The organism is Paraburkholderia tropica (genome assembly GCF_014171495.1).
In the GTDB taxonomy this organism is placed as follows: domain Bacteria; phylum Pseudomonadota; class Gammaproteobacteria; order Burkholderiales; family Burkholderiaceae; genus Paraburkholderia; species Paraburkholderia tropica.
In genome coordinates this window covers 2,707,013-2,732,569 of the sequence record NZ_CP049134.1, presented here as the reverse complement: position 1 = coordinate 2,732,569, position 25,557 = coordinate 2,707,013, and the positions used below count along the sequence as shown (strand labels likewise).

19 protein-coding genes are annotated in these 25,557 nt (G+C 65.9%); 15 read left to right on the top strand and 4 right to left on the bottom strand.

Annotated elements, in window-relative coordinates:
* The first annotated feature begins 2 nt into the window (after positions 1–2).
* From ubiB to G5S35_RS12265, 12 genes are all read left to right on the top strand, one after another.
* Positions 3–1,580 carry a ubiquinone biosynthesis regulatory protein kinase UbiB gene (gene ubiB / locus G5S35_RS12320; protein ID WP_183038339.1) on the top strand — a complete coding sequence of 526 codons (1,578 nt, stop codon included), beginning with the start codon at positions 3–5 and terminating at the stop codon, positions 1,578–1,580.
* Between the two features lie 26 nt (positions 1,581–1,606).
* Positions 1,607–2,290 (top strand): methyltransferase domain-containing protein, encoded by a 684-nt coding sequence (locus tag G5S35_RS12315; RefSeq protein ID WP_183038338.1) that lies wholly within the window; start codon positions 1,607–1,609, stop codon positions 2,288–2,290.
* A gap of 230 nt (positions 2,291–2,520) precedes the next feature.
* Entirely contained in the window at positions 2,521–2,886 is a 366-nt protein-coding gene (locus G5S35_RS12310; RefSeq protein ID WP_124262493.1) for an FmdB family zinc ribbon protein, read from the top strand.
* An 83-nt stretch (positions 2,887–2,969) separates the two neighbouring features.
* Complete coding sequence (locus G5S35_RS12305; RefSeq protein ID WP_065059393.1) at positions 2,970–3,611, top strand: DUF502 domain-containing protein; 642 nt, start codon at positions 2,970–2,972, stop codon at positions 3,609–3,611.
* A 74-nt stretch (positions 3,612–3,685) separates the two neighbouring features.
* On the top strand, positions 3,686–5,491 hold the full coding sequence (aspS, locus tag G5S35_RS12300; protein WP_124262494.1) for an aspartate--tRNA ligase: 1,806 nt from the start codon (positions 3,686–3,688) through the stop codon (positions 5,489–5,491).
* A 188-nt stretch (positions 5,492–5,679) separates the two neighbouring features.
* Positions 5,680–6,156 (top strand): dihydroneopterin triphosphate diphosphatase, encoded by a 477-nt coding sequence (gene nudB / locus G5S35_RS12295; protein ID WP_065059364.1) that lies wholly within the window; start codon positions 5,680–5,682, stop codon positions 6,154–6,156.
* A gap of 101 nt (positions 6,157–6,257) precedes the next feature.
* The gene (locus G5S35_RS12290; RefSeq protein WP_183038847.1) at positions 6,258–7,625 is read left to right on the top strand and encodes a phospholipase D-like domain-containing protein; all 1,368 of its coding nucleotides are present in this window, start codon (positions 6,258–6,260) and stop codon (positions 7,623–7,625) included.
* A gap of 271 nt (positions 7,626–7,896) precedes the next feature.
* Positions 7,897–8,496: a TetR/AcrR family transcriptional regulator gene (locus tag G5S35_RS12285; RefSeq protein WP_065059363.1), complete on the top strand. Its 600-nt coding sequence runs from the start codon at positions 7,897–7,899 to the stop codon at positions 8,494–8,496.
* Positions 8,497–8,568: 72 nt separating this feature from the next.
* A complete protein-coding gene (locus G5S35_RS12280) occupies positions 8,569–10,356 on the top strand; it encodes an acyl-CoA dehydrogenase C-terminal domain-containing protein (RefSeq protein ID WP_074986783.1) in 1,788 nt (595 codons plus the stop codon).
* Positions 10,357–10,521: 165 nt separating this feature from the next.
* Entirely contained in the window at positions 10,522–12,963 is a 2,442-nt protein-coding gene (locus G5S35_RS12275) for a 3-hydroxyacyl-CoA dehydrogenase/enoyl-CoA hydratase family protein (RefSeq protein ID WP_065059361.1), read from the top strand.
* Positions 12,964–13,001: 38 nt separating this feature from the next.
* Positions 13,002–14,201 carry an acetyl-CoA C-acyltransferase gene (locus tag G5S35_RS12270; RefSeq protein ID WP_065059360.1) on the top strand — a complete coding sequence of 400 codons (1,200 nt, stop codon included), beginning with the start codon at positions 13,002–13,004 and terminating at the stop codon, positions 14,199–14,201.
* 128 nt (positions 14,202–14,329) lie between these two features.
* Positions 14,330–15,100, top strand: a complete 771-nt coding sequence (locus tag G5S35_RS12265) for an enoyl-CoA hydratase (protein ID WP_124262495.1) — start codon at positions 14,330–14,332, stop codon at positions 15,098–15,100.
* A 12-nt stretch (positions 15,101–15,112) separates the two neighbouring features.
* Here the strand turns inward: G5S35_RS12265 and fdhD are convergent, their stop codons facing one another.
* Positions 15,113–15,919: a formate dehydrogenase accessory sulfurtransferase FdhD gene (gene fdhD / locus G5S35_RS12260; RefSeq protein WP_074986803.1), complete on the bottom strand. Its 807-nt coding sequence runs from the start codon at positions 15,917–15,919 to the stop codon at positions 15,113–15,115.
* A gap of 370 nt (positions 15,920–16,289) precedes the next feature.
* Here fdhD and G5S35_RS12255 point away from each other — a divergent pair, with 370 nt between their 5' ends.
* Together G5S35_RS12255 and G5S35_RS12250 are read left to right on the top strand one after the other, a co-directional pair.
* Entirely contained in the window at positions 16,290–16,784 is a 495-nt protein-coding gene (locus tag G5S35_RS12255) for a nitrate reductase associated protein (RefSeq protein ID WP_065059358.1), read from the top strand.
* A 1,009-nt stretch (positions 16,785–17,793) separates the two neighbouring features.
* Positions 17,794–20,883: a sensor domain-containing protein gene (locus G5S35_RS12250; RefSeq protein ID WP_080180657.1), complete on the top strand. Its 3,090-nt coding sequence runs from the start codon at positions 17,794–17,796 to the stop codon at positions 20,881–20,883.
* Between the two features lie 63 nt (positions 20,884–20,946).
* Here the strand turns inward: G5S35_RS12250 and G5S35_RS12245 are convergent, their stop codons facing one another.
* Complete coding sequence (locus tag G5S35_RS12245) at positions 20,947–21,351, bottom strand: acyl-CoA thioesterase (RefSeq protein WP_065059357.1); 405 nt, start codon at positions 21,349–21,351, stop codon at positions 20,947–20,949.
* A gap of 304 nt (positions 21,352–21,655) precedes the next feature.
* Between G5S35_RS12245 and G5S35_RS12240 the strand changes: the two genes are divergently transcribed.
* Complete coding sequence (locus G5S35_RS12240) at positions 21,656–23,569, top strand: ABCB family ABC transporter ATP-binding protein/permease (protein WP_074986780.1); 1,914 nt, start codon at positions 21,656–21,658, stop codon at positions 23,567–23,569.
* Positions 23,570–23,642: 73 nt separating this feature from the next.
* Here G5S35_RS12240 and murU read toward each other — a convergent pair whose 3' ends face one another.
* Complete coding sequence (gene murU, locus G5S35_RS12235) at positions 23,643–24,344, bottom strand: N-acetylmuramate alpha-1-phosphate uridylyltransferase MurU (protein WP_183038846.1); 702 nt, start codon at positions 24,342–24,344, stop codon at positions 23,643–23,645.
* Positions 24,345–24,416: 72 nt separating this feature from the next.
* Entirely contained in the window at positions 24,417–25,478 is a 1,062-nt protein-coding gene (locus G5S35_RS12230; protein WP_183038336.1) for an aminoglycoside phosphotransferase family protein, read from the bottom strand.
* Between the last annotated feature and the right edge of the window lie 79 nt (positions 25,479–25,557).

Below are 25,557 nucleotides of genomic sequence, written 5' to 3'. Positions count from 1 at the left end.
ACATGCGTTTTCTGCGTTTCCTGAAGATTTTCTTTACGGTCATCCGCTTCGGTCTCGACGAAATGATGTTGAGCCGGATCAATGACCGGCGCGTCAGGCTGTTGCTGCGCATCACCACGATCGGACGCAAGTTCGATCAACCGCCCGGCGTGCGGCTGCGTCTCGCGCTCGAAAGCCTCGGCCCGATCTTCGTGAAGTTCGGCCAGGTGCTCTCCACGCGCCGCGATCTGCTGCCGCACGACATCGCCAACGAACTCGCCAAGCTACAGGATCAGGTGCCGCCGTTCGATTCGAAGGTGGCCATCGACATCATCGAGAAGTCGCTGGGCGCGCCCGTCGACGAACTGTTCGACGACTTCGAGCGCGTGCCGGTGGCGAGCGCCTCGATCGCGCAGGTGCACTTCGCGAAGGTGAGGTCGGGGCAGCACGCGGGCAAGGCCGTGGCGGTGAAGGTGCTGCGCCCGAACATGCGGCCCGTGATCGATTCCGATCTGCTGTTGCTGCGCGACATCGCCGTGTGGGCCGAGCGGCTGTGGGCCGACGGCAAGCGCCTGAAGCCGCGCGAGGTCGTGGCCGAATTCGACAAATACCTGCACGACGAACTCGATCTGATGCGCGAGGCCGCCAACGGCAGCCAGCTGCGCCGCAATTTCGCGGGCCTCGACCTGCTGCTCGTGCCCGAGATGTACTGGGAATTCAGCACGCCCAACGTGCTGGTGATGGAGCGCATGGTCGGCGTGCCGATCAGCCAGGTCGACAAGCTGCGCGCGGCGGGCGTGGACATTCCGAAGCTCGCGCGCGAAGGCGTGGAGATCTTCTTCACGCAGGTGTTCCGCGACGGCTTTTTCCACGCCGACATGCACCCCGGCAACATCCAGGTGAGCCTCGATCCGGCGCATTTCGGGCGTTATATCGCGCTCGATTTCGGTATCGTCGGCGCGCTGTCGGACTTCGATAAAAACTACCTCGCGCAGAACTTTCTCGCGTTCTTCAAGCGCGACTATCATCGCGTGGCGACGCTGCACATCGAGTCGGGCTGGGTGCCGCCCACGACGCGCGTCGAGGAACTCGAAAGCGCGATCCGCGCGGTGTGCGAGCCGTATTTCGACCGCGCGCTCAAGGATATTTCGCTCGGTCAGGTGCTGCTGCGCCTGTTCCAGACCTCGCGCCGCTTCAACGTGGAAATCCAGCCGCAACTCGTGCTGCTGCAAAAGACCATGCTGAACGTGGAAGGGCTCGGGCGCTCGCTCGACCCGGAACTCGATCTCTGGAAGACCGCGAAGCCGTATCTCGAACGCTGGATGACCGAGCAGATCGGCTTGCGCGGCTGGTTCGAGCGCCTCAAGATCGAGGCGCCGCAATGGAGCAAGACGCTGCCGCAATTGCCGCGCCTCGTGCATCAGGCGCTGCTGCATCGCCAGGATCCCACTCACCTCGGCAGCGACGACGCGCTGCGTCAGATTCTCGCCGAGCAGCGCCGCACCAACCGCCTGTTGCAGGGGCTCGTGGTGTTCGGCGTGGCGGTGGGCGTCGGCATGCTCGCCGCGCGCATGTGGCTGGCGTTCGCCTACGGCGGCTGAGCGGGGCGGCAGACAAGGAGCGAGACATGACGACAAAACCGGATCAAGCGGATCAACCGGATCAAGCCGCACCATCCACGCCATCGCCGGAAACTGGCGCGGCCGCGGACTTCGCCACGCGCGACCCCTCGGCGCCCGCATTCTGGGACGAGCGATTCGAGCGCGGCTTCACCCCGTGGGATCAGGCGGGCGTGCAGCCGGACTTCGAAGCCTTCGCCACGGCGCACGCCGCAGCCAGCGTGCTGATTCCGGGCTGCGGCAACGCATGGGAAGCGCGCTGGCTCGCCGAGCACGGCCGCACCGTGCGGGCGATCGACTTTTCGCCTGCTGCCGTCGCCCACGCGCGCACCGCGCTGGGCCATTACGCCGATGTCGTCGAGGAAGCCGACTTTTACGCCTACCGTCCGCCGTTCGCGCCGGACTGGATCTTCGAGCGTGCATTCCTGTGCGCGCTGCCCAAGGCGCAGCGGCGCGCCTACGCGCGCCGCATGGCCGAATTGCTCGCGCCGGGCGCGCTGCTGGCGGGCTTTTTCTTCTTCGCCGACACGCCCAAGGGGCCGCCGTTCGGCATCGAACGCGCCGAGTTGGACGTGCTGCTCACGCCGTATTTCACGCTGCTCGACGAGCACGAGGTGAGCGCATCGCTGCCGGTTTTCGCGGGCCGCGAGCGCTGGCTCACTTGGCGTCGCAACGCGTCGGCGCCGGCCTGAATCGGCGCGCGACAGGCGTTTGACAGCCGCCTGATACGCGCTCAACCCGCGCGCGCGCACGGTCTCGCCGATCACGCCCTTGATCGCGCGCAATCCGCCCCAAACTGCTGCGTAGCCCCGGTCACACGACCCGGCCTGGCAATTACCAGGCCAGGGGAGCGTTTGCGGCTATAATTCAAGGCTTTGCAAGCATTTACCGGAATTTCATCCGTTTCATCAGGAAAGAGATCATGCCGATCTACGCTTATCGCTGCGAATCGTGCGGCTTCGCCAAAGACGTGCTGCAAAAGATCAGCGATGCGCCCCTGACGCAGTGCCCGAGCTGCGGCGCGGACGCGTATCGCAAACAGGTCACCGCAGCCGGCTTCCAGCTGAAAGGCTCGGGCTGGTACGTCACGGACTTCCGTGGCGGCAACAGTAATGGCAATAACAGCGGCACGAGCGCTGCCGCCACGGGCGCGAAGGACGCAAAGAGCGGCGACGCTGCGTCGTCGTCGGAAGGCGGCAAGTCCGAGAGCGCAAGCCCGGCCTCACCGGCCGCCGCGGCAACGACCAGCGCGGCGCCTGCGGCGTCGGGCACTTCGGGCTCGACCTGACAAACCCTGTGGTCCGGCAGACCTCCTGAGTGAAGCCGGGCCGCGCAAGCGCCGCGCCCGCGCGCGGCCTGGATGGCGTGTACATGAAGATCAAGAAAGCGACCTTCAAATCGGTGTTCCTGACCGGCCTTCTGGTGCTGGTGCCGCTGGCCATCACGCTGTGGGTGCTGAATCTCGTCATCGGCACGATGGATCAGACGCTGTTGCTGCTGCCCGAATCGTGGCGGCCCGAGCGCCTGTTCCACATGCGCCTGCCGGGTCTGGGCGCGGTGCTCACGCTGGCGTTCATCTTTGTCGTGGGCGTGCTCACGCACAACTTCATCGGCCAGAAACTGGTGGAGTGGTGGAACGCGCTGGTGCGCCGCATTCCGATCGTGGGGCCGCTGTACAGCAGCATCCAGCAGGTTTCCGATACACTGCTTTCGAGCAACGGCAATGCCTTTCGCAAGGCACTCCTGATCGAATATCCGCGCAAGGGCTCGTGGACGATCGCGTTCCTGACCGGCATTCCCGGCGGCGACGTGGTCAACCATCTTCAGGAAGATCACGTGAGCGTGTATGTGCCGACCACGCCCAATCCCACATCGGGCTTTTTCCTGATGGTGCCGAAGAGCGAAGTCATCGAACTCGACATGACGGTCGATGCCGCGCTCAAGTATATTGTTTCGATGGGCGTCGTCGCGCCGGCCGCGAATGCACGCCGCCCCATCGATCCCCCGCTTTAAATACCGGACGCCGCTTCGGCCGCAACCGTGCGCGCGCTTCCCGTTTAATTCACGCATAACGAAAGACGAACATCATGTCGATGAGATCTGAATACTGCGGTCTGGTGACCGAACAGCTGCTGGGCCAAACTGTTTCGCTGTGCGGATGGGTGCAGCGCCGCCGCGACCACGGCGGCGTTATCTTCATCGACCTGCGCGACCGCGAAGGCCTCGTTCAGGTCGTCTGCGACCCGGATCGCGCAGAGATGTTCAAGATCGCCGAAGGCGTGCGCAACGAGTTCTGCGTGCAGGTCAGGGGTCTGGTCCGCAATCGTCCGGAAGGCACGGTCAACGCCAACCTCACGAGCGGCAAGATCGAAGTGCTGTGCCACGAAATCGTGGTGCTGAACCCGTCGGTCACGCCGCCGTTCCAGCTCGACGACGACAACCTCTCGGAAACCACGCGCCTCACGCATCGCGTGCTCGACCTGCGCCGTCCGCAGATGCAGCACAACCTGCGCCTGCGTTACCGCGTGACGATGGCCGTGCGCAAGTATCTCGACGCGCTCGGCTTCATCGACATCGAAACGCCGATGCTCACGAAGAGCACGCCGGAAGGCGCGCGCGACTACCTCGTGCCGTCGCGCGTGAACGCGGGTCAGTTCTTCGCGCTGCCGCAGTCGCCGCAGCTCTTCAAGCAGATGCTGATGGTCGCGAACTTCGATCGCTACTACCAGATCGTCAAGTGCTTCCGCGACGAAGATCTGCGCGCAGACCGTCAGCCGGAATTCACGCAGATCGACTGCGAAACGTCGTTCCTCGGCGAGCAGGAAATCCGTGACCTGTTCGAAGATATGGCGCGTCACGTGTTCAAGGAAACGATCGGCGTCGAACTCGACGCGAAGTTCCCGATCATGCCGTACTCGGAAGCCATGAGCCGCTTCGGTTCGGACAAGCCCGACCTGCGCGTGAAGCTCGAATTCACGGAACTGACGGACGCCATGAAGGACGTGGACTTCAAGGTGTTCAGCACGCCGGCCAACAGCAAGGACGGCCGCGTGGCCGCACTGCGCGTGCCGAAGGGCGCTGAACTTTCGCGTGGCGACATCGACGGCTACACGGAATTCGTGCGCATCTACGGCGCGAAGGGTCTGGCCTGGATCAAGGTCAACGAAGTCGCGAAGGGCCGTGACGGTCTGCAAAGCCCGATCGTCAAGAACCTGCACGACGCGTCGATCGCCGCCATCCTGGAGCGCACCGGCGCACAAGACGGCGACATCATCTTCTTCGCAGCAGACCGCGCGAAGGTCGTGAACGACAGCCTGGGCGCGCTGCGTCTGAAGGTCGGCCATTCGGAATTCGGCAAGGCCAACGGTCTGGTCGAGAAGGGCTGGAAGCCGCTGTGGGTGATCGACTTCCCGATGTTCGAGTACGACGAGGAAGAAAACCGCTACGTGGCCGCGCATCACCCGTTCACGAGCCCGAAGGACGAGCACCTGGAATATCTGGAAACGGACCCGGGCCGCTGCCTCGCGAAGGCTTACGACATGGTGCTGAATGGCTGGGAAATCGGCGGCGGTTCGGTCCGTATCTATCAGGAAGACGTGCAGAGCAAGGTGTTCCGCGCGCTGAAGATCGGTGCGGAAGAAGCGCGTGCGAAGTTCGGCTTCCTGCTGGACGCGCTGCAGTACGGCGCGCCGCCGCACGGCGGTATCGCGTTCGGTCTGGACCGCATCGTCACGATGATGGCCGGCGCCGACTCGATCCGCGACGTGATCGCGTTCCCGAAGACGCAACGCGCGCAGTGTCTGCTCACGCAGGCGCCGAGCCCGGTCGACGAGCGTCAGCTCAAGGAACTGCACATCCGTCTGCGTCAGCCCGAGCAGAAGCCGGCGCAGTAAGCGGCAGTCGGTATCGAGCAGCATCGTGCAGACGGCGCGCCCCGGCGCGTCGTCCTGCAACGCAACAAAAAAGGCGCATCGTGCGCCTTTTTTGCTTTTTGCGTTAAATTCCTTCACAAGAGCGCCGCACACTGCTCAGCGGTAATGGCAGTGCCGCAGGCCGCGCACCACGACTCGCGTTCCCCATCATGCAGAAGCCGCCGAAGATTCCCGAATCCGTCCTGGTCGTCATCCATACGCCCCGGCTCGACGTGCTGATCATCGAGCGCGCCGACCGGCCCGGCTTCTGGCAGTCGGTGACCGGCTCGAAGGACCGTCTCGACGAGCCGCTCGCCGAAACCGCCGTGCGCGAGGTGGGCGAGGAAACCGGCATCATCGTGGGCGCGGACGGCGTGTCGGCGGCGGCGCTGCTCGACTGGCGGCATCGGATCGAGTACGAAATCTATCCGGTCTGGCGCCACCGTTACGCCGAGGGCGTGACGCGCAACACCGAGCACTGGTTCAGCCTTCAGGTGCCCGACGGCACGCCGGTCACGCTGTCGCCGCGCGAGCACACGGCGTATCTGTGGCTGCCGTATGAAGAGGCGGCGGCGAAGTGCTTTTCGTCGTCGAATCGCGAGGCCATTCTGCAATTGCCCGCGCGTCTGGCCGGAGCGCAACCGTGAGCGACACCCGACGCGCCGACCCCGGCCACCGCGATCAACCCGGCGAACATCCCGGCGCTGATCCGGCCGAGCTGGATTCGGGGATCGAACCGCGCCGCGTCATGCGGCTGCGCGAGGCGCTGCTCGGCAAGCGTTATCGCTCTCGCTACCGCTTCACGAGCGGCAACGACGTGCGCCTGTTCCATTCGGGCGAAGGCCTGTTCGGCGCGATGATCGAGCGCATCGACGCGGCTCAGCGCGACGTCGCGCTCGAAACCTATATTTTTTGCAGCGACGGCACCGGTCAGGCGGTGTCCGAGGCGCTGATGCGCGCGGCGCGCCGCGGCGTGCGCGTGCGCGTGATCACCGACGGCATCGGCTCGCCGCATCTGGCGCTGTTCGACGCGTGGCCCGCGGCGGGCATCGAGCATCGCGTCTACAACCCGCATATCTTTGGACGCTTCGGCTTTTCGCGCACGCACCGCAAGCTCGCGGTGATCGACGACCGCTACGCGTTTTGCGGCGGCATCAATATCGTCGACGACATGGAAAACGACGGCAAGCCGCTGCCGTTCGCGCGTTGGGATTTCGCGGTCGAGCTGGCCGGTCCCGTGGTCGTGGACGTGCGCGAGGCCATCGAGATGCAATGGCGGCGCATCCGGCTCGGCCATCGTCCACCGCTCGGCGCGCCGGCGCTGCCGGGCGGACCACTGCCGCTGTCGCCGGGCGTGCCCGCGAGCGCCGGTTTCATGGCGCCGCATCCCACCGGCCACACGGTCATGCAGCCCGCCAAGGCGGTCAACGAGGTGCTGCGCGAACTCGCGCCCGTGGTGCGCACGAGTCGCGCGCAGCGCATCATCGCGCGGCTGCGCGAGCGTCTGCGCGCGGGCGTGCCCGATCCGCGCACGGCGCGCGTGCCGTGCGTGGCCTTCGTCGCGCGCGACAACGTCGTGAACCGGCGCGCGATCGAAAAGGCCTATCTCGACGCCATCGGCGAGGCGCGCAAGGAAGTGCTGCTCGCCAATCCGTATTTCATGCCGGGGCGGCGGCTGCGCCGTGCGCTCCTGGAAGCCGCCACGCGCGGCGTGACGGTCAAGCTGTTGATCGGACGAAAAGAGTTCAAGGTGCTCGATTACGGCACGCCGTTTCTCTATCACCAGTTGCTGAGCGCGGGCGTGCAGATCGCCGAATACGAAAAGACCATGCTGCACGGCAAGGTGGCCGTGGTCGATTTGAGCTGGGGCACGGTGGGGTCGTCGAATCTCGACGCGCTGAGCCTCGTGCTCAACAACGAGGCGAACGTGCTGCTGGTGCTGCATCCGCAGATCGGCGAGCTGCGCGGCGCGATCCTGAGCGCCTTCGACGAGTCGCCGATGATCGATCGGGCGCGCTACGAGGCGCGTCCGTGGCACGTGCGCGCGGTGAACTGGCTCGCGTGGAACTCATATCGCGTGGTCATGAAGATGCTCACCGTGGGCGGCTATGACTAGGCGCCGCAGCCGCTTCCGGGCGCGCGCAACGCCGCTGCGCACGGCGTTTGCCTGCCACACGAATCGCCTCGCGTGCAATCGAGAAATGTTCCCTTGTGCGCGACGCGCCAAGGCTGAAAATTAGAGTACCGGTTAGAAATCGGTTTCTAATAAAGTCCTTGTTTCGCGAACGGCTGTCCTCAACAATAGTACGGCCGTTCGATTTCATTCAGGCCCAGATGCCAGCAGTTAAAGCCAACATCGCGGCCACATCGTTACGGTAAATAAAGCTATGCGAAAAGGCGAACAGACCCGCGCCGCCATTCTGGATGCAGCACTCGACCTCGCGAGCCGCGACGGCCTGGAAGGGCTGACGATCGGCTTGCTGGCCGAGCGCATGCAGATGAGCAAGAGCGGTGTTTTCGCGCACTTCGGTTCGCGCGAAGATCTCCAGGTCGAAGTCGTGCGCGAGTACCACCGCAGATTCGAGGAAGAAGTCTTCTTTCCGAGCTTGCGCGAACCGCGTGGTTTGCCCCGTCTGCGTGCGATGCTGTCACGATGGTTCGAGAAGCGCATCCACGAGGTCACGACCGGCTGCATTTACATCAGCGGTGCGGTGGAGTACGACGACCGCGCGGACAGCCAGGTGCGCGAGCAGCTGGTGGCGAGCGTGACGATGTGGCGGGCGGCCTTGCTGCGCGCCATTTCGCAGGCGATCGAGGAAGGGCATCTGCGAGGGGACACCGATCCCGCGCTGATGTTGTTCGAACTGTATAGCGTAACGTTGGGTCTGCATCATGACGGCCGTTTCCTGCACTTGCCGGACGCAGTCGACCATACGTGGGCCGCGTTCGAAAAACTGATTGTTTCGTATCAGAGCGTGAGCCAGTAGCCCACGCCGCGCACAGCGCCGCGGCGGTACGCGAAGGCCCGACACTCTAAGGCTCTATCAAGGGAGAAAAACATGGGACAGTACACCGCGCCGCTGCGTGACATGCAATTCGTGCTGCACGAGCTGCTGAACGTGGAAGGCGAAGTCAAGCAGATGCCGAAGCACGCCGACCTCGATGCCGACACCATCAACCAGGTGCTCGAAGAAGCGGGCAAGTTCTGCTCGGAGGTGCTGTTTCCGCTGAACCAGGTCGGCGACCGCGAAGGCTGCACGTATGCCGGCGACGGCGTCGTCACCACGCCCACTGGCTTCAAGGAAGCGTACAGGCAATACGTGGAGGCCGGCTGGCCCGCGCTGGGCTGCGATCCCGAATACGGCGGCCAGGGCCTGCCCGCGTTCGTGAACAACGCGCTCTACGAAATGCTCAACTCGGCGAACCAGGCGTGGACCATGTATCCGGGTCTGTCGCACGGCGCCTACGAATGTCTGCACGCGCACGGCACGCCCGAACTCCAGCAGGCCTATCTGCCGAAGCTCGTCGAAGGCGTGTGGACCGGCACGATGTGTCTGACCGAGCCGCACTGCGGCACCGACCTCGGCATCCTGCGCACCAGGGCCGAACCGAACAGCGACGGCTCCTACGCGATCACCGGCACGAAGATCTTCATCTCGAGCGGTGAGCACGACATGGCGGAGAACATCATCCACCTCGTGCTCGCGCGCCTGCCGGACGCACCGCAAGGCACCAAGGGCATCTCGCTCTTCGTCGTGCCGAAGTTCATCCCCACGGCCTCGGGCGACGTGGGCGAGCGCAACGGCATCAAGTGCGGCTCGATCGAACACAAGATGGGCATCCACGGCAACGCCACCTGCGTCATGAATCTCGACGGCGCGACGGGCTGGCTCGTCGGCGAACCGAACAAGGGCTTGAACGCCATGTTCGTGATGATGAACGCGGCGCGCCTCGGCGTCGGCATGCAAGGTCTGGGTCTCACGGAAGTCGCGTACCAGAACTCGCTCGTGTACGCGAAGGAGCGCCTCCAGATGCGCTCGCTCACGGGCCCGAAGGCGCCGGAAAAGGCCGCCGATCCGATCATCGTGCATCCGGACGTGCGCCGCATGCTGCTCACGCAGAAGGCCTGGGCCGAAGGCGCGCGCGCCTTCACGTACTGGTCGGCGCTGCAGATCGACAAGGAACTCTCGCACGGCGACGAAACCGAGCGCAAGGAAGCCGCCGACCTCGTCGCGCTCCTCACGCCGATCATCAAGGCCTTCCTGACCGACAACGCATTCGAGAGCACCAACCTCGGCATGCAGGTGTACGGCGGCCACGGCTTCATCTCCGAGTGGGGCATGGAGCAGTACGTGCGCGACGCGCGGATCAACCAGATCTACGAAGGCACGAACACCATTCAATCGCTCGATCTGCTGGGCCGCAAGGTGCTCGGCGACATGGGCGCGAAGCTCAAGAAGTTCGGCAAGCTCGTGACGGAATTCGTCGAAGCCGAAGGCATCAAGACGGAGATGCAGGAGTTCGTGAATCCGCTCGCCGACATCGGCGACAAGATGCAGAAGCTCACGATGGAAATCGGCATGAAGGCCATGCAGAACCCGGACGAAGTGGGCGCGGCCGCGGTGCCGTATCTGCGCACGGCGGGCCATCTGGTGTTCGCGTACTTCTGGGCGCGCATGGCGCGCATCGCGCTCGACAAGGAAAGCTCGGGCGATCCGTTCTACAAGTCGAAGCTGGCCACGGCGCGTTTCTACTTCGCCAAGCTGCTGCCCGAAACGGCGACCTCGATCCGCCAGGCGCGCGCGGGTTCGAAGACGCTGATGGAAGTCGACGAAGCGCTGTTCTAAGCGCTTGCGCGATGCGCCGCGTGCTGACGCGAGCGCATCGCCACTGCATCAACACAATCTTCAAGCGGCGCACCGGCCAGAATAACGCCACCCCGACGACACACCGGTGCGCGCCGCGAGACATCTCCTATCCGCTCGACATTGCATATCCGCTGGAGGAACAACGTGAGCAATCTTAATATTCGCAAGGTGGCCGTGCTCGGCGCCGGCGTGATGGGCGCGCAGATCGCCGCGCACCTGATCAACGCCCGCGTGCCCGTGCTGCTGTTCGATCTGCCCGCGAAAGAAGGTCCGAAGAACGCCATCGCGCTGAAAGCCATCGAGACGCTGAAGAAGCTCTCGCCCGCGCCGTTCGGCGTGAAGGACGACGCGCAGTACATCACGCCCGCGAACTACGAAGACGACATCGCGAAGCTCGCGGAATGCGACGTGGTGATCGAAGCGATTGCCGAGCGCATGGACTGGAAGCACGACCTCTACAAGAAGGTCGCGCCGCACATCGGCCCGAAGGCCATCTTCGCGACGAACACCTCGGGTCTGTCGATCACGGAACTGTCGCAAGGTTTTGACGACAACCTCAAGGCGCGCTTCTGCGGCGTGCACTTCTTCAATCCGCCGCGCTACATGCACCTGGTCGAGCTGATCCCGACCGTGCACACGCAGCCGGAAATTCTCGACCAGCTCGAATCGTTCCTCACGAGCGTCGTGGGCAAGGGCGTGGTGCGCGCGAAGGATACGCCGAACTTCATCGCGAACCGCGTCGGCATCTTCTCGATTCTCGCGGTGATCGCCGAAGCGAAGAAGTTCGGCCTGCGTTTCGACGAAGTCGACGATCTCACGGGCAGCCGTCTGGGCCGCGCGAAGTCGGCCACGTTCCGCACCGCCGACGTGGTGGGTCTGGACACGATGGCGCACGTCATCAAGACGATGCAGGACAACCTCAAGGACGATCCGTTCTTCCCGGTCTACGAGACGCCGGCCGTGCTGGCGGGTCTGGTCGCGAAGGGCGCGCTCGGCCAGAAGACCGGCGGCGGTTTCTATCGCAAGGAAGGCAAGGCGATCAAGGTGCTCGACGGCAACACCGGCGAGTACGTGGACGGCGGCGCGAAGGCCGACGAACTGGTGGGCCGCATCCTCAAGCGCCCGCCCGCCGAGCGTCTGAAGCTGCTGCGCGAATCGGAGCATCCGCAGGCGCAGTTCCTGTGGTCGATCTTCCGCGACGTGTTCCATTACATCGGCGTGCATCTGCAATCGATCGCCGACAACGCGCGCGATGTCGACCTCGCGATCCGCTGGGGCTTCGGCTGGAACGAAGGTCCGTTCGAAGGCTGGCAGGCCGCGGGCTGGAAGCAGGTCGCCGAATGGGTGAAGGAAGACATCGACGCGGGCAAGACGCTGTCGAACGCGCCGCTGCCCGCCTGGGTGTTCGAGGGCGCGGTCGCGAACAACGGCGGCGTGCATGGCGCGGACGGTTCGTGGTCGCCGGCTGAGTCGCGCTTCGTGCCGCGTCCGGATCTGCCGGTCTACGAGCGCCAGGTGTTCCGCGCGGCGCTGTTCGGCGAGTCGAACGCACGCGATCCGAAGAGTTTCGGCAAGACGCTGTTCGAGAACGAGCATCTGCGTGCGTGGGTCGACGATCGCGCGGGCGAAGATGATGTCGTGATCGTCTCGTACAAGAGCAAGATGAACACGATGGGCCCGGGCGTGCTCGACTCGCTCGTGAAGGCCATCGAGATCGCCGAAGACGGCTACAAGGGCGTCGTGATCTGGCAACCGACGTCGCTGAAACTCGGCGCGCCGGGCGGCCCGTTCTCGGCGGGCGCGAACCTCGAAGAAGCCATGCCCGCTTTCATGATGGGCGGCGCGAAGGGCATCGAGCCGTTCGTGAAGAAGTTCCAGGACACGATGCTGCGCGTGAAGTACGCGAACGTGCCGGTCGTGGCGGCGGTGTCGGGCATCGCGCTCGGCGGCGGCTGCGAAATCATGCTGCACAGCGCGAAGCGCGTCGCGCATATCGAGAGCTATGTCGGTCTCGTTGAGGTGGGCGTGGGTCTCGTGCCCGCGGGCGGCGGCCTGAAGGAAGCGGCGATTCGCGCGGCCGAAGGCGCGGCGGCGATCGGCGCCGTGCCGAGCGATCTGCTGCGCTTCCTGCAGAAGTCGTTCGAGAACGCGGCGATGGCGAAGGTCTCCGGCTCGGCGCTCGAAGCGCGCACGATGGGTTATCTGAAGCCGACGGACACGATCGTCTTCAACGTGTTCGAGCTGCTCGACACGGCGAAGAAGGAAGCGCGCGCGCTGAGCGCGTCGGGCTACCGTCCGCCGCTGCGCGCGAAGCAGATTCCGGTCGCGGGCCGCTCGGCGATCTCGACCATCAAGGCATCGCTCGTCAACATGCGCGACGGCCGCTTCATCAGCGATCACGATTACCTGATCGCGGGACGTATCGCGGAAGCCGTCTGCGGCGGCGACGTCGAAGCGGGCAGCCTCGTCGACGAAGAATGGCTGCTCACGCTCGAACGCCGCGCGTTCGTCGATCTGCTCGGCACGCAGAAGACGCAGGAACGCATCATGGGCATGCTGCAAACCGGCAAGCCGGTGCGCAACTAAGCGGCACGGCGTACGCACATAACGGACTGGAGTTACAGATGAGCAAACAGTTGCAGGACGCATACATCGTCGCCGCGAGCCGCACGCCCATCGGCAAGGCGCCGCGCGGCGTGTTCAAGAACACCCGCCCCGACGAGCTGCTCGTTCACGCGATCAAGTCGGCCGTGGCGCAGGTGCCCGGCCTCGACCCGAGCGTGATCGAAGACGCCATCATCGGCTGCGCGATTCCCGAGGCCGAGCAGGGCCTGAACGTGGCGCGTATCGGCGCGCTGCTCGCGGGTCTGCCGCAAAGCGTCGGCGGCGTGACCGTCAACCGCTTCTGCGCCTCGGGCCTCACGGCGCTGGCGATGGCGGCGGACCGCATCCGTGTCGGCGAAGCCGACGCGATGATCGCGGGCGGCTGCGAATCGATGAGCATGGTGCCGATGATGGGCAACAAGCCGTCGCTCTCGCCGCACATCTTCGATCGCAATGAAGACGTGGGCATCGCGTACGGCATGGGCCTGACGGCGGAGAAGGTCGCGGAACGCTGGAAGGTGAGCCGCGAGGCGCAGGACGCGTTCTCGGTCGAGTCGCATCGCCGCGCGCTGGCCGCGCAGCAGTCGGGCGAGTTCAAGGACGAAATCGCGCCGTACACGATTGTCGAGCGTTTCCCCGATCTCGCCAGCGGCGAAGTGAAGGTGAAGGAACGTCTGATCGAGCTGGACGAAGGCCCGCGCGCCGACACCACGCTCGAAGGCCTCGCGAAACTGCGCGCGGTGTTCGCGAACAAGGGTTCGGTGACGGCGGGCAACAGCTCGCAGACGTCGGACGGCGCGGGCGCGCTGATCGTCGTCTCCGAGAAGATGCTCAAGCAGTTCAACCTCACGCCGCTCGCGCGTTTCGTGAGCTTCGCGGTGCGTGGCGTGCCGCCGGAAATCATGGGCATCGGTCCGAAGGAAGCGATTCCGGCCGCGCTCAAGGCCGCCGGTCTCAAGCAGGACGACCTCGACTGGATCGAGCTGAACGAGGCGTTCGCCGCGCAGTCGCTGGCGGTGATTCAGGATCTCGGTCTCGATCCGTCGAAGATCAACCCGCTCGGCGGCGCGATCGCGCTGGGCCATCCGCTCGGCGCAACGGGCGCGATCCGCGCCTCGACGGTCGTGCACGGTCTGCGCCGCCGCAACCTGAAGTACGGCATGGTGACGATGTGCGTCGGCACCGGCATGGGCGCGGCGGGCATCATCGAGCGCCTGTAAGCGCTTCTTTGGCGCACGCAGATGCCATGCGTGATCGACACGGTTCGCAGACTTCGCGGTCTGCGAACCGTTTTTACTATTCGGCAGGTGAACGAGGCGCGCCGGCCTCGCACTGAGGAGACAGTACAGTGAGCAACGACATTCTGACCGCACGCGAGAACGGCGTGCTGACGATCACCATCAACCGGCTCGAGCGCAAGAACGCGCTCACGCCCGCGATGTATCAGGCGATGAGCGACGCGCTGGCAGCGGCGCAGGACGACAAGGCGGTGCGCGCCGTGCTGCTGCGCGGCCATGCCGAGATTTTCACCGCGGGCAACGACATCGAGGACTTCCTGAAGAATCCGCCCACCGGCGGCGATTCGCCCGTGATGCGCTTTCTCGCCACGATCGCGACCTTCGAGAAGCCGCTTGTCGCGGCGGTGCAGGGCGCGGCAATCGGCGTCGGCACGACCATGCTGCTGCATTGCGACATGGTGTATGCCGCCGATACGGCGCGGTTCGCGATGCCGTTCGCGCAGCTCGGTCTGTGCCCGGAAGCGGCTTCGTCGCTGCTGCTGCCGCGCGTGGCCGGTTATCAGGGCGCGGCCGAAAAGCTGCTGCTCGGCGAGACCTTCGACGCCGCCGAGGCGCATCGCATCGGCTTCGTGAACCGCGTGCTGCCCGCCGCCGAACTCGATGCCTTCGTGAGCGCGCAACTTGCGAAGCTGGTCGCGCTGCCCGCGTCGTCGCTGCGCGCGACCAAGACGCTCATGAAGCGCGCGAGCGAACACGAGATCAAGACGCAGATGAGCGAGGAGTCGGTGCATTTCGGCAAGATGCTGCTCGCGCCTGAAGCGCGCGAGGCGTTCACGGCCTTCCTGCAAAAGCGCAAGCCGGACTTCCGGCAGTTCGACTGAGCGCTAGCGCGTTCAGGCTGCGTTTGTCGTCGTACTCGCCGCCGTGTCGTAATCGACGTAGCCGGTCTCGCGGCAGAAGCTCACGAGCCGCAGTCCGGCGCGCTTCGCGATGGTGATCGCGAGCGAGGAGGGCGCCGAGATCGTCGCGACCATCGGCATGCCGACGCGCGCGGCCTTGCGCACCAGCTCGTAGCTCGCGCGGCTGGAGAGGAACACGAAGCCTTGCTGCGTGTCGGCGCGATCGAGCACCAGTTGGCCGATCAGTTTGTCGAGCGCGTTGTGACGGCCCACGTCCTCGAAGGCGCGCAGGATCTGGCCGTCGGCATCGCACCACGCGGCTGCATGCAGACCGCCCGTGAGTTTCGTGAGCGCCTGGTGCTGCGGCAATTCGCGGGCGGCGCGCGCGATCGCGTCGGGCGCGAGACGCGCGAGAAAGCCGGTATCGGGCACGATTTCCGGTTCGAGATCGAGCAGGTCGATGCTCTCGATGCCGCACACGCCGCAGCCGCTGCGACCCGCGAGCGCGCGGCGCTTTTCCTTCAGCTCGACGAACGCCTGCTGCACGACCGTGAGATGCACTTCGGCGTGCGGCATCTCGGCCTCGGCGTGCCAGTGGACCTCGATGTCCTGAATGTCGGCGTTGCGCCCGACGATGCCTTCCGAAATCGCAAAGCCCACCGCGAATGCTTCGAGGTCGCGCGGCGTGCACATCATGACCGCGTGGGAGATGCCGTTGAAGACCAGCGCGACGGGCCATTCCTGACCGACGTGATCGGTGCGCGTTTCCACGCTCTCGCCGCGATGGCGGTGCACGCGCAATTCGACGGCGCCGGGCTGCTCGCCGGTGTCGTGCGCGTGGGGCTCGGCGGGATGGGCGGGCTGGGCGGGCTGGGCGGTATCGGCGACAGCGACGGGATGCAAAGGGGACGCGGGATTCAAACGAAGGGACTCCATCAACGAGGCAGAGGCGCGCGGTATCGGGGGCGGAACGACGCAATCGACACAATCGACACACGCCGCAACGGCCATTATCCGCGCCGGTGCGTTGGCGGCGGTCCGCGCCGCGCGCCGATATTCAGTATCGGCGCACGCGCGGCAGACACGCGGACGCGCTGCGCGGCGCACATAAGGTTCTAAAATACCTCAAGCGGGCGCCGTTTGCCGCCGTCCGTTTCGCGAGGATAACGCCATGGCATTGACTGAAACTCCGCTGCTGTTTGAATTCGAGGTCGTATCGTCGGAGGACCTCACCTTCATCCCCATGTGCGTGCGTTTCAATCTGGATCGTTTCGGGCTGCGTATTTCGCTCGCGCAGTGGCAACTGCTGCCTTACGAGGATCGCCGCCTGCTCGCGCGCTTTCCCGTGGACGACGACACCGAGATCGAGCCGAACTTCGATCACGCGCTCTTCGAAATGCTGCGCACGCACGCGAACGTCGAACCCGAATGGTTCGCGCCCGAAGAAGCGCCCGCGTGGCGCAACGTCAGCGCGGTGCCGGGCGGCGTCGCCAACCAGGCGGGGCTCGCCGATCTGCGCACGCCCGATATCGAAGACTGGGCGCAACTCGCGCCGTTCCAGCGCTACGTGCTCGCCAAGCTCGCGCGCAAGCCCGAGGCGAATCACGATTTCGTTCCGGCGATGCGCGAATTCGGTCTCGCGGTGCCGCGCAACGCGGCGCGCTGAGCGCACGGTTCTCCGCGCCGCGTTTTTGGGTTTTCCGGGCGATTTTTCCGCCCTTTGGCGAGTGAAACGTTTGCGCGCAACCCCAGGCGGGACGCGGCTTTTGAGCGTTTCCTCGGTTTGCGCCGATTCGAGCGAATTCACGCGCGATTGCCCCTCAAGCCTTGCCGACGTCTGCCGTTATCCGGAATGGCGCTTCGCGCGCCAGCCTGTCGCGCGCAGGTCGTAATCGGACAGCCCGTGCCTCCGCGCGGGGACGAACGACGTTCGGCTTTCAATGAATCTTCATTTTTCGAAGCGGCACCTCATCAATCTGGCGGTCGTCGCGGCAGCCGTGGGCGCAAACGCTTTCGTGGCCTGGACGCAGATCGGCGCGCAGCGTGAAATCGACCAGCGGGCCGCGCAGGCCGCGCGCGTGCGCCACGATCTGGATCGCTATCGGAGCGCGCTCGGCGGCGGTCTCGTGGCGCTCGGCCGTCTGCAGACCGATGGTGTGGTCGAATCGCCCGCCGCACGCGACGCCCGCGCCGACGAACTCGACGATACCGCCCGCTCGCTGCGCGCCGAACTGGCCGACAATGCGCCGCTCGCGAGCCGTTTCGACGCGCTCTCGACCGACGCGGCAGCGCTCGCCCGCGAAATCGACGAAACCCTCGCGCGCGCCGAACAGCGTCTCGCCGATGCGCGCGTGCAGGTGAGCGCGGCGGCGCTGGAGCCGCAAGACGGCGGTGGGGCGGCGGCGGCGATTGCCGGTTCTGCGGTGGCCGTCGCGGCTTCTGCGGCTTCTGCGGCTGCGGCCAGCGCGGCGCTGCTTGCCGCCGCGCCGACTCCGGCACCGGTCGTGGCGCACACGCCGCGTGCTCCGGCTGCGGCCAACGTTCATCGACGTGCTACGAATGCGAACAAGCCGCACGCCCGCGCGCCGGGTTCGGGCCACATCCGCCCGATTGCCGCGACGTTGAGCGAGGACGATCCGGCCTCGGCGTTCGTGTCGACGCCAGGCGTCGTCGCGATGCGCGTCGCCGCGTCTGCGCAGAGTCTTGCTTCGCCTTACGCGTCCGGCGAGGTGGCGGGCGCCGCGAACCTCGCCGCGCCGTATGCGACGTCGGGCACGATTACGCCGGCGCGCACGCTGACGTCGCCGTATGCCGCAGCGGGCGCGTCTTCCGCGCGCGCCGCGAGCCTGGCCGAACCGTATGCGGCTGCGTCGTCGCCCCGTCCGTCGAATCTTGCCGAGCCTTATGCCGCGGCAACGAACGCGGCAACGAACGCGTCAACAAGCACACAAACCAGCGCCTCCGCCACACAACTCGCCGCCGCGCCCAATTCAGCGCAGGTCGTCGCGCAGCCGCTCGCCGCCACGCCGGCTTTCGCGTCCACGGCTGCGTGGATCGCGAGCGAGTACATCCGCCTCGACGGCCGCGCCGACCGCATCGACGCGAAGCTGTCCGCGCTGCAGGGCGAGCAGGATCTCGCGCTGGCGGGCACGCTGGCGGAATCCGCGCGCGCGGGCAGCCGCGCCTCGATCCTGCTGATCGTGACGATGCTCGCGGGCGCGACGCTGCTCATCTACACGTTCGGCGTGCGCGAGAACGCGGCGCGCGAAAAGCTGCGCGCGCTTGCCGGGCTGCGTCAGCGCAACGAGCGCTTTCAGGGCCTGTTCGACGCGCATCCGGTGCCGATGTACGTGTTCGATCGCGAGACGCTGCGTTTTCTCGCCGTCAACACGGCGGCGATCCAGCAGTACGGTTTCAGCGAGGAGGAATTCCTCGCGATGACGATTCGCGACATCCGTCCGCAAGACGACGTCACGCGGCTCGAACAGCATCTCGCGCGCTCGGACACGCTCACGCAGCACATCCGCACGATGGCCGGCATCTGGCATCACGTGCGTCGCGACGGCACGCTCATCAGCGCCGACATCTCGCATCACTCGCTGACGTTTCAGGGCCGCGCGGCCGTGTTCGTGCTCGCCGACGACGTGACCGAGCAGATCAAGGCCGAAGTCGAGGCGCAGCGCTCGAACCAGATGCTCGAGACGGTGATCGACAACATTCCGCAGCGCATCTTCTGGAAGGACGCCGAGTCGCGCTATCTGGGTTGCAACATGACGTTCGCGCGCGACGCGGGCCTCGCGTATCCCGAGCAGATCGTCGGCAAGACCGACGACGAACTGCCGTGGCGAGCCTACGCCGAGTCGATGCGCGCGCAGGACCGCGAGGTGATCGTCGCGGGCCTGCCGCGCCTGAACTTCGAAGAGGACCTCACGATCGACGGTCTGCATCGCACGACGATCACGAGCAAGCTGCCGCTGCTCGACGGCGACGGCCGCGTGATGGGCGTGCTCGGCACCTATTCCGATACGACCGAAAGCAAGCGCGCCGATCTTGCGCTGCGTCTGCAAAGCCGCGCGCTCGACGCCTGCGTGAACGCGATTCTGATCACCGGGCCGGGGCCGGGCGGCAGCAATCTGATCGAGTACGCGAATCCGGCGTTTCGCCGCATCACGGGCTACGATCCCGCCGAAGTGGTCGGTCAGGACAGCCGTCTGCTGCAACGCGACGACCGCGATCAGGACGGCCTCGTGGCGATCCGCCAGGCGCTGATGTCGAACCGCGAGGTGAGCGCCGTGCTGCGCAATTACCGAAAGGACGGCGCGCTGTTCTGGAATCAGCTGCTGATCGCGCCGGTGCCCGATCTCGACGGGCGCATCACGCATCACATCGGCATCATCAACGATGTGACCGAGCTGATCCGCTATCAGGAGCAGCTCGAATATCAGGCGAATTACGACAGCCTCACGCTGCTGCCCAACCGCAATCTGCTGCGCGACCGCCTGCAGCAGGCGCTGGTGTCGGCGCAACGGCACGAGCGCGGCGTGGCGGTGGTGTTCATCGACCTCGACGGCTTCAAGAACGTCAACGACAGTCTCGGCCACAGCGTCGGCGACCGGCTGCTCGGCGTGGTCGCCGAACGGCTCACGCGCTGCACGCGTACGAGCGACACGGTCGCGCGCCACGGCGGCGACGAATTCGTGATCGTGCTGACCGACACCATCGACGAAAAATCGCTGATCAACTGGATGGAGCGCGCGCGCTCGATGATCTCGGAGCCGGTGCTGATCGACGGCACCGAGCTTTACGTCGGGTGCAGCCTGGGCGCGAGCGTGTTCCCGCAGGACGGCAACGACGCCGAGGCGCTGCTCAAGAAGGCCGACGTCGCCATGTACCGCGCCAAGGAACTGGGCCGCAACACGTTCCAGTTCTATCAGCCGGAGATGAACGCGGCCGCGGGCGCGCGGATGGATCTCGAACGGCGTCTGCGCCGCGCGCTGCGTGACGGCGAGTTCCTGCTGCACTATCAGCCGCAGGTGGATATCGGCAGCGGGCGCATCGTCGGCATGGAGGCGCTGGTGCGCTGGCTCGATCCGGAAGCCGGGCTGATTTCGCCGGCGAAGTTCATTCCGATCGCCGAGGAAAGCGGGCTGATCGGTCCGCTGTCCGACTGGGTGCTGCGCGAGGCGTGCCGCCAGAATCGCGCGTGGCAGGACGCCGGGCTGCCGAACGTGCGAGTGTCGGTGAATCTGTCGGCGAAGACCTTCCATCAGCGCGACATCGCCGAACTCGTGAAGGGCGTGCTCGACGAGACGGGGCTCGAACCGTGCTGGCTCGAACTCGAACTCACGGAAAGCACGCTGATGCGCAATGCGGAAGAGGCGGTGTCGATGCTCAACGCGCTGCACGAGCAGGGCGTGGGGATTGCGATCGACGACTTCGGCACCGGCTATTCGAGCCTGAGCTATCTGAAGCGCCTGCCGGTGGACCGGCTCAAGATCGACCGCTCGTTCGTGTCCGATATCGGCACGAGCGGCGACGACGAGACCATCACGGCGGCCATCATCGCGCTCGCGCACGAGTTGCGGCTGCAGGTGATCGCGGAAGGCGTGGAGACGTCGCAACAGTTCGCGTTCCTGCGCGAGCGCGCGTGCGACGAGTTGCAGGGATTCTTCTTCGCGCCGCCGTTGCCGGGACCCGAAGTGGCCGCGCTGCTGGGTGCGAGCGCGTCGTACGAGGAAGGTGCGGCGCTCGCGTGGACGCAGTAACGCGGGGCTCTTGAAGCGGGTGCAGCGCAAGCCCGGCGTCGTGCGAGGCTTGCGCGCGCGACGTCAGGCCGCGGGTTCGACGGGCGGCAGCGCGCGCGGACGGCGATCGGTGCCGGTCGCCACGTAGGTGAGCGTCGCTTCGGTCACCTTGACGACTTCTTCCGCGAGCCGCATGCGCTGGGCGTACACCTCGACCTCGACGGTCACCGAGGTGTTGCCGGTCTTGACGATATCCGCGTAAAAACTCAGCAGATCGCCGACGAACACCGGCTGCTTGAATACGAACGAGTTGACGGCGACGGTTGCCACGCGGCCGTTGGCGCGGCGGCTTGCCGGGATCGAGCCGGCGATGTCGACCTGCGACATGATCCAGCCGCCGAACACGTCGCCATGCACGTTGGCGTCCGAAGGTTGCGGCACGACGCGCAGCGCGGGCGACTTCTGGGGGAGCGGGAAGGAATCGGTCATCGGGTGTCCGTCAAAGAATAAAAGCGGGGAAGGAACGGCGTGGCCGATGGATCGACGGCCCGTGCAGACCGGGTGCCCTCAGCGGCGCGTGCCGCCTTCTGCGACAATACGGTGATCAGGAATTGTACGGGAAAGCAGCAGGTGGGGCGGGCGGCCAGAAAGGCGCGTCGGCCCCGAATCGGCCCCGCTGGAGGCCAATGCCGAACCCGTCGTTCACGCGATCAAACGCGTCCCCCAATCTCGCCGTGCGCCGCGCCTCGACCTGCTGTCCTGCGTCGCGCCGCACGCTCATCGCCGTTCGCCCATGCGCCGTTTTTCCGCTTCCAACGAACCCGCGCCGCTCGCCACCGGGCCGCGCAACGACTGGCAGACCATCGTCTCGCTGCTGCCCTATCTCACCGCCTACAAGTGGCGCGTGGCGTTCGCGCTCACCTGCCTGATCGGCGCGAAGGTGGCCAATCTGGGCGTGCCCGTCGTGATGAAGCATATCGTCGACGGTCTCGCGCCCGTGCAGCATCTGACCGCGCTCGGCCGCGCCGAGCACGCGCCGGGCATCGTGCTGATGGGCGGCATCGGGCTGCTGGTGGTGGCGTATGCGGCGGTGCGTCTGTCGACTTCGCTGTTCACCGAGCTGCGCGAAATCCTTTTCTCGAAGGTCACCGAGAGCGCCGTGCGCCAGCTCGCGCTCAAGGTGTTCCGCCATCTGCACGCGCTCTCGTTGCGCTTTCATCTGGAGCGGCAGACGGGCGGCATGTCGCGCGACATCGAACGCGGCACGCGCGGCATCACGCAGCTCATTTCGTATTCGCTCTACAGCATCTTGCCGACGCTCGTGGAAGTGGGCCTCGTGCTGATCTTTTTCACCGTGAAATACGAGGCGTATTACGCGATCGTCACGCTGTGCGCGCTGGCCGCGTACATCGTCTTCACCGTGAAGGTGACCGAGTGGCGCACGCATTTTCGCCGCACGATGAACGAACTCGATTCGCGCGCGAACTCGCGTGCGATCGATTCGCTGATCAACTACGAGACGGTGAAATACTTCGGCAACGAAGAGTGGGAGACGAAGCGTTACGACGAGAACCTGCACCGCTATCGCGCGGCGGCGATCAAGTCGCAGCATTCGCTGTCGGCGCTGAACTTCGGGCAGCAGGCAATCATCGGCACGGGGCTCGTGTTCATTCTCTGGCGCGCGACCCAGGGCGTGATGGCGGGCAAGCTCACGCTCGGCGACCTCGTGCTCATCAACACCTTCATGCTGCAGCTCTACATTCCGCTGAATTTTCTCGGCGTGGTGTATCGCGAACTGAAGCAGAGCCTCACCGACATGGACCGCATGTTCACGCTGCTCACGGTCGCGCGCGAAGTGCCCGACGTGCCCAACGCGCCCGCGCTCGCGGTGCGCGGCGGCGAGGTGCGCTTCACGCACGTGGACTTCGCCTATGAGCCGTCGCGCCAGATCCTGCACGACGTGAGCTTCACGATTGCCGCGGGCACGACGACGGCGGTGGTGGGCCACAGCGGCTCGGGCAAGTCGACGCTCGCGCGCCTGCTGTTCCGCTTCTACGATCTCGATCGCGCCGCGGGCGGCACGATCACGATCGACGGCCAGGATATCCGCGACGTGACGCAGGATTCGCTGCGCGCGTCGATCGGCATCGTGCCGCAGGACACCGTGCTGTTCAACGATTCGATCTACTACAACATCGCCTACGGGCGGCCGTCGGCGAGCCGCGAGGAGGTGATCGCGGCGGCGCGCGCGGCGCATATTCACGCGTTCATCGAGAGCTTGCCGAAGGGCTATGACACGCCCGTGGGCGAGCGCGGCCTGAAGCTTTCGGGCGGCGAGAAGCAGCGCGTGGCGATCGCGCGCACGCTGCTCAAGAATCCGCCGATCCTGTTGTTCGACGAGGCGACGTCGGCGCTCGATTCGCGTTCGGAGCGCGCGATTCAGCATGAACTCGATTCGATCGCGCGCGACCGCACGACGCTCGTGATCGCGCACCGCCTGTCGACCGTCGTGCACGCCGAGCAGATCATCGTGATGGATCACGGACGTATCGTCGAACGCGGCACGCACGACGAACTGTTGCGCACGCAAGGGCATTACGCGCAGATGTGGGCGTTGCAGCAGCAGAAGGCCAGCGAGCCTGTGCAAGGCGATCAGGCTGATCAGGTCGATCCACGCGTGGCGGCGCCCGCGAACGGGGCGCATTGAAGCGGGATGAAGCGGCAGCGCGCGCCGTTCGTGCCTCGGCACGTCCCGCGCGCGTGTTGATGCCAATGAAGAATCAGCGCGGCGTTCTTGCGCGCAATTCCTCGTCGAGCGCCGCGAGTTGCGCGGGCGTGCCGACGTTTTCCCAGCGGCCTTCGAACAGCTCGCCGCTCGCGCGCCGCGCCGCGATGGTTTCGCGGTAGTACGGCGTGAGCGCGCGCTTCGCACCGCGCGGCAGGTCGCGGAACATGCGCGTGTCGTAAAGCCCGATGCTACCGAACGTGTAGCGCGGCGCGCCGTCGAGCGCGAGCACGCCGTCGGCGCCCAGTGCGAAATCGCCGTTCGCGTGGAACGGCGGGTTCGGCACCATCACCAGATGCATGCCGGGCTGCGCGGCCGCCGCGAGCGTTTGGGCGGGCGCATCGAGTCGCGCGACATCGAAATCGCTGTAGATATCGCCGGCCACGCCCAGAAACACGCACGGCTCGGCGCCGTTTTCGAGCAGCGGCAGCGCCTGCGCGATACCGCCCGCGGTTTCCAGCGCCTGGTGCTCGGGCGAGTAGAGCAGACGCACGCCGAAGCGCGCGCCGTCGCCGAGCGCCGCTTCGAGCCGCTCGCCGAGCCACGCATGATTGATGACGATGCGCGTGTAGCCCGCCGCCGCGAGGCGCTCGATCTGCCACACGATCAGCGGCTTGCCGCCGGCTGCGAGCAGCGGTTTCGGACAGGTGTCGGTGAGCGGGCGCATGCGCTCGCCGCGTCCGGCGGCGAAGATCATCGCCGTACGCTCGAAACGGGCGCGCGTCATGGAATCGGCCTTGTCATGAAGTTGCAATGAAGAGGGGCAGGCTCAGAACGTATAGCCGGTTTCGACCGCCGTGCCGCGCAGCTCGTCGATGAAGCGCGCGAACGGCACGAGCGGACGGTAGCGGTGCGCGACCTTGCTCGCGTAATCGAGAAAGCGCGGCAGGTCGGCCATGTAATGCGGCTTGCCGTCGCGATAGTTGATGCGGCAGAACAGACCCAGCACCTTGATGTGGCGTTGCAGGCCCATCCATTCGAGCTGGCGGTAGAGCTCGCCGAAGTCGGGATCGACGGGCAGGCCGGCCTTTTTTGCGCGCTCCCAGTAGTGCGCGAAGCAGTCGAGTTCGAACTCCTCGTCCCAGCCCAGGAACGCGTCGCGCAGCAGCGAGGCGACGTCGTAGGTGATCGGCCCTTCCACGGCGTCCTGGAAGTCGAGCACGCCGGGGTTCGGCGTGGCGATCATCAGGTTGCGCGGCATGAAATCGCGCAGCATGAACACCTGCGGCTGGGCGCGCGCGCTCGCGATCAGCAGCGCGAAGGTGCGGTCGAGCATGGCGCGCGTGGCGTCGTCGACCTTGCGGCCCAGATGGCGCTCCAGGAACCACTCCGGCAGCAGCTCCATCTCGCGGCGCAGGAAGGCTTCGTCGAAGACGGGCAGCACGCCCGGTTTGGTTTCGAGCTGGAAGCGGATCAGCGCGTCGAGCGCGTCGTGCATCAGCGCGCGCGAGCGCGGGCCGGGACCGGCTTCGGTCAGCGCGGCGAGATAGGACGCGGTGCCGAGATCGGTCACCAGCATCAGCCCGGCGTCGTAATCGACCTCCAGCACGCGCGGCACGTGCACGCCGGCCTGTTCGAGCAGTTGCGCGACCTGGACGAATTCGCGGCATTTTTCGGGCGGCGGGGCGTCGACGGCGATCAGCGTCGCGCCGTGCGCACCCGCGCTGGCGAGGCGGAAGTAGCGGCGAAAGCTCGCGTCGGCGGAGGCGGGCGCGAGCGTGGACAGGTCGAGGGCGTACTGTTGCGCATGGCCGGACAGCCAGGCGGCGAGCAGGTCGCGGCGGCCGTCTGGGGACAACGGCGCGGCGTTTGGCGGAGCAGGGAAGGTCATGTAACCGGAAGCAAAATCAGTGGAACAACGTCTTGCCATATAATACCCCACGACTTTTTTGACGCGACTTGCGCCAAAG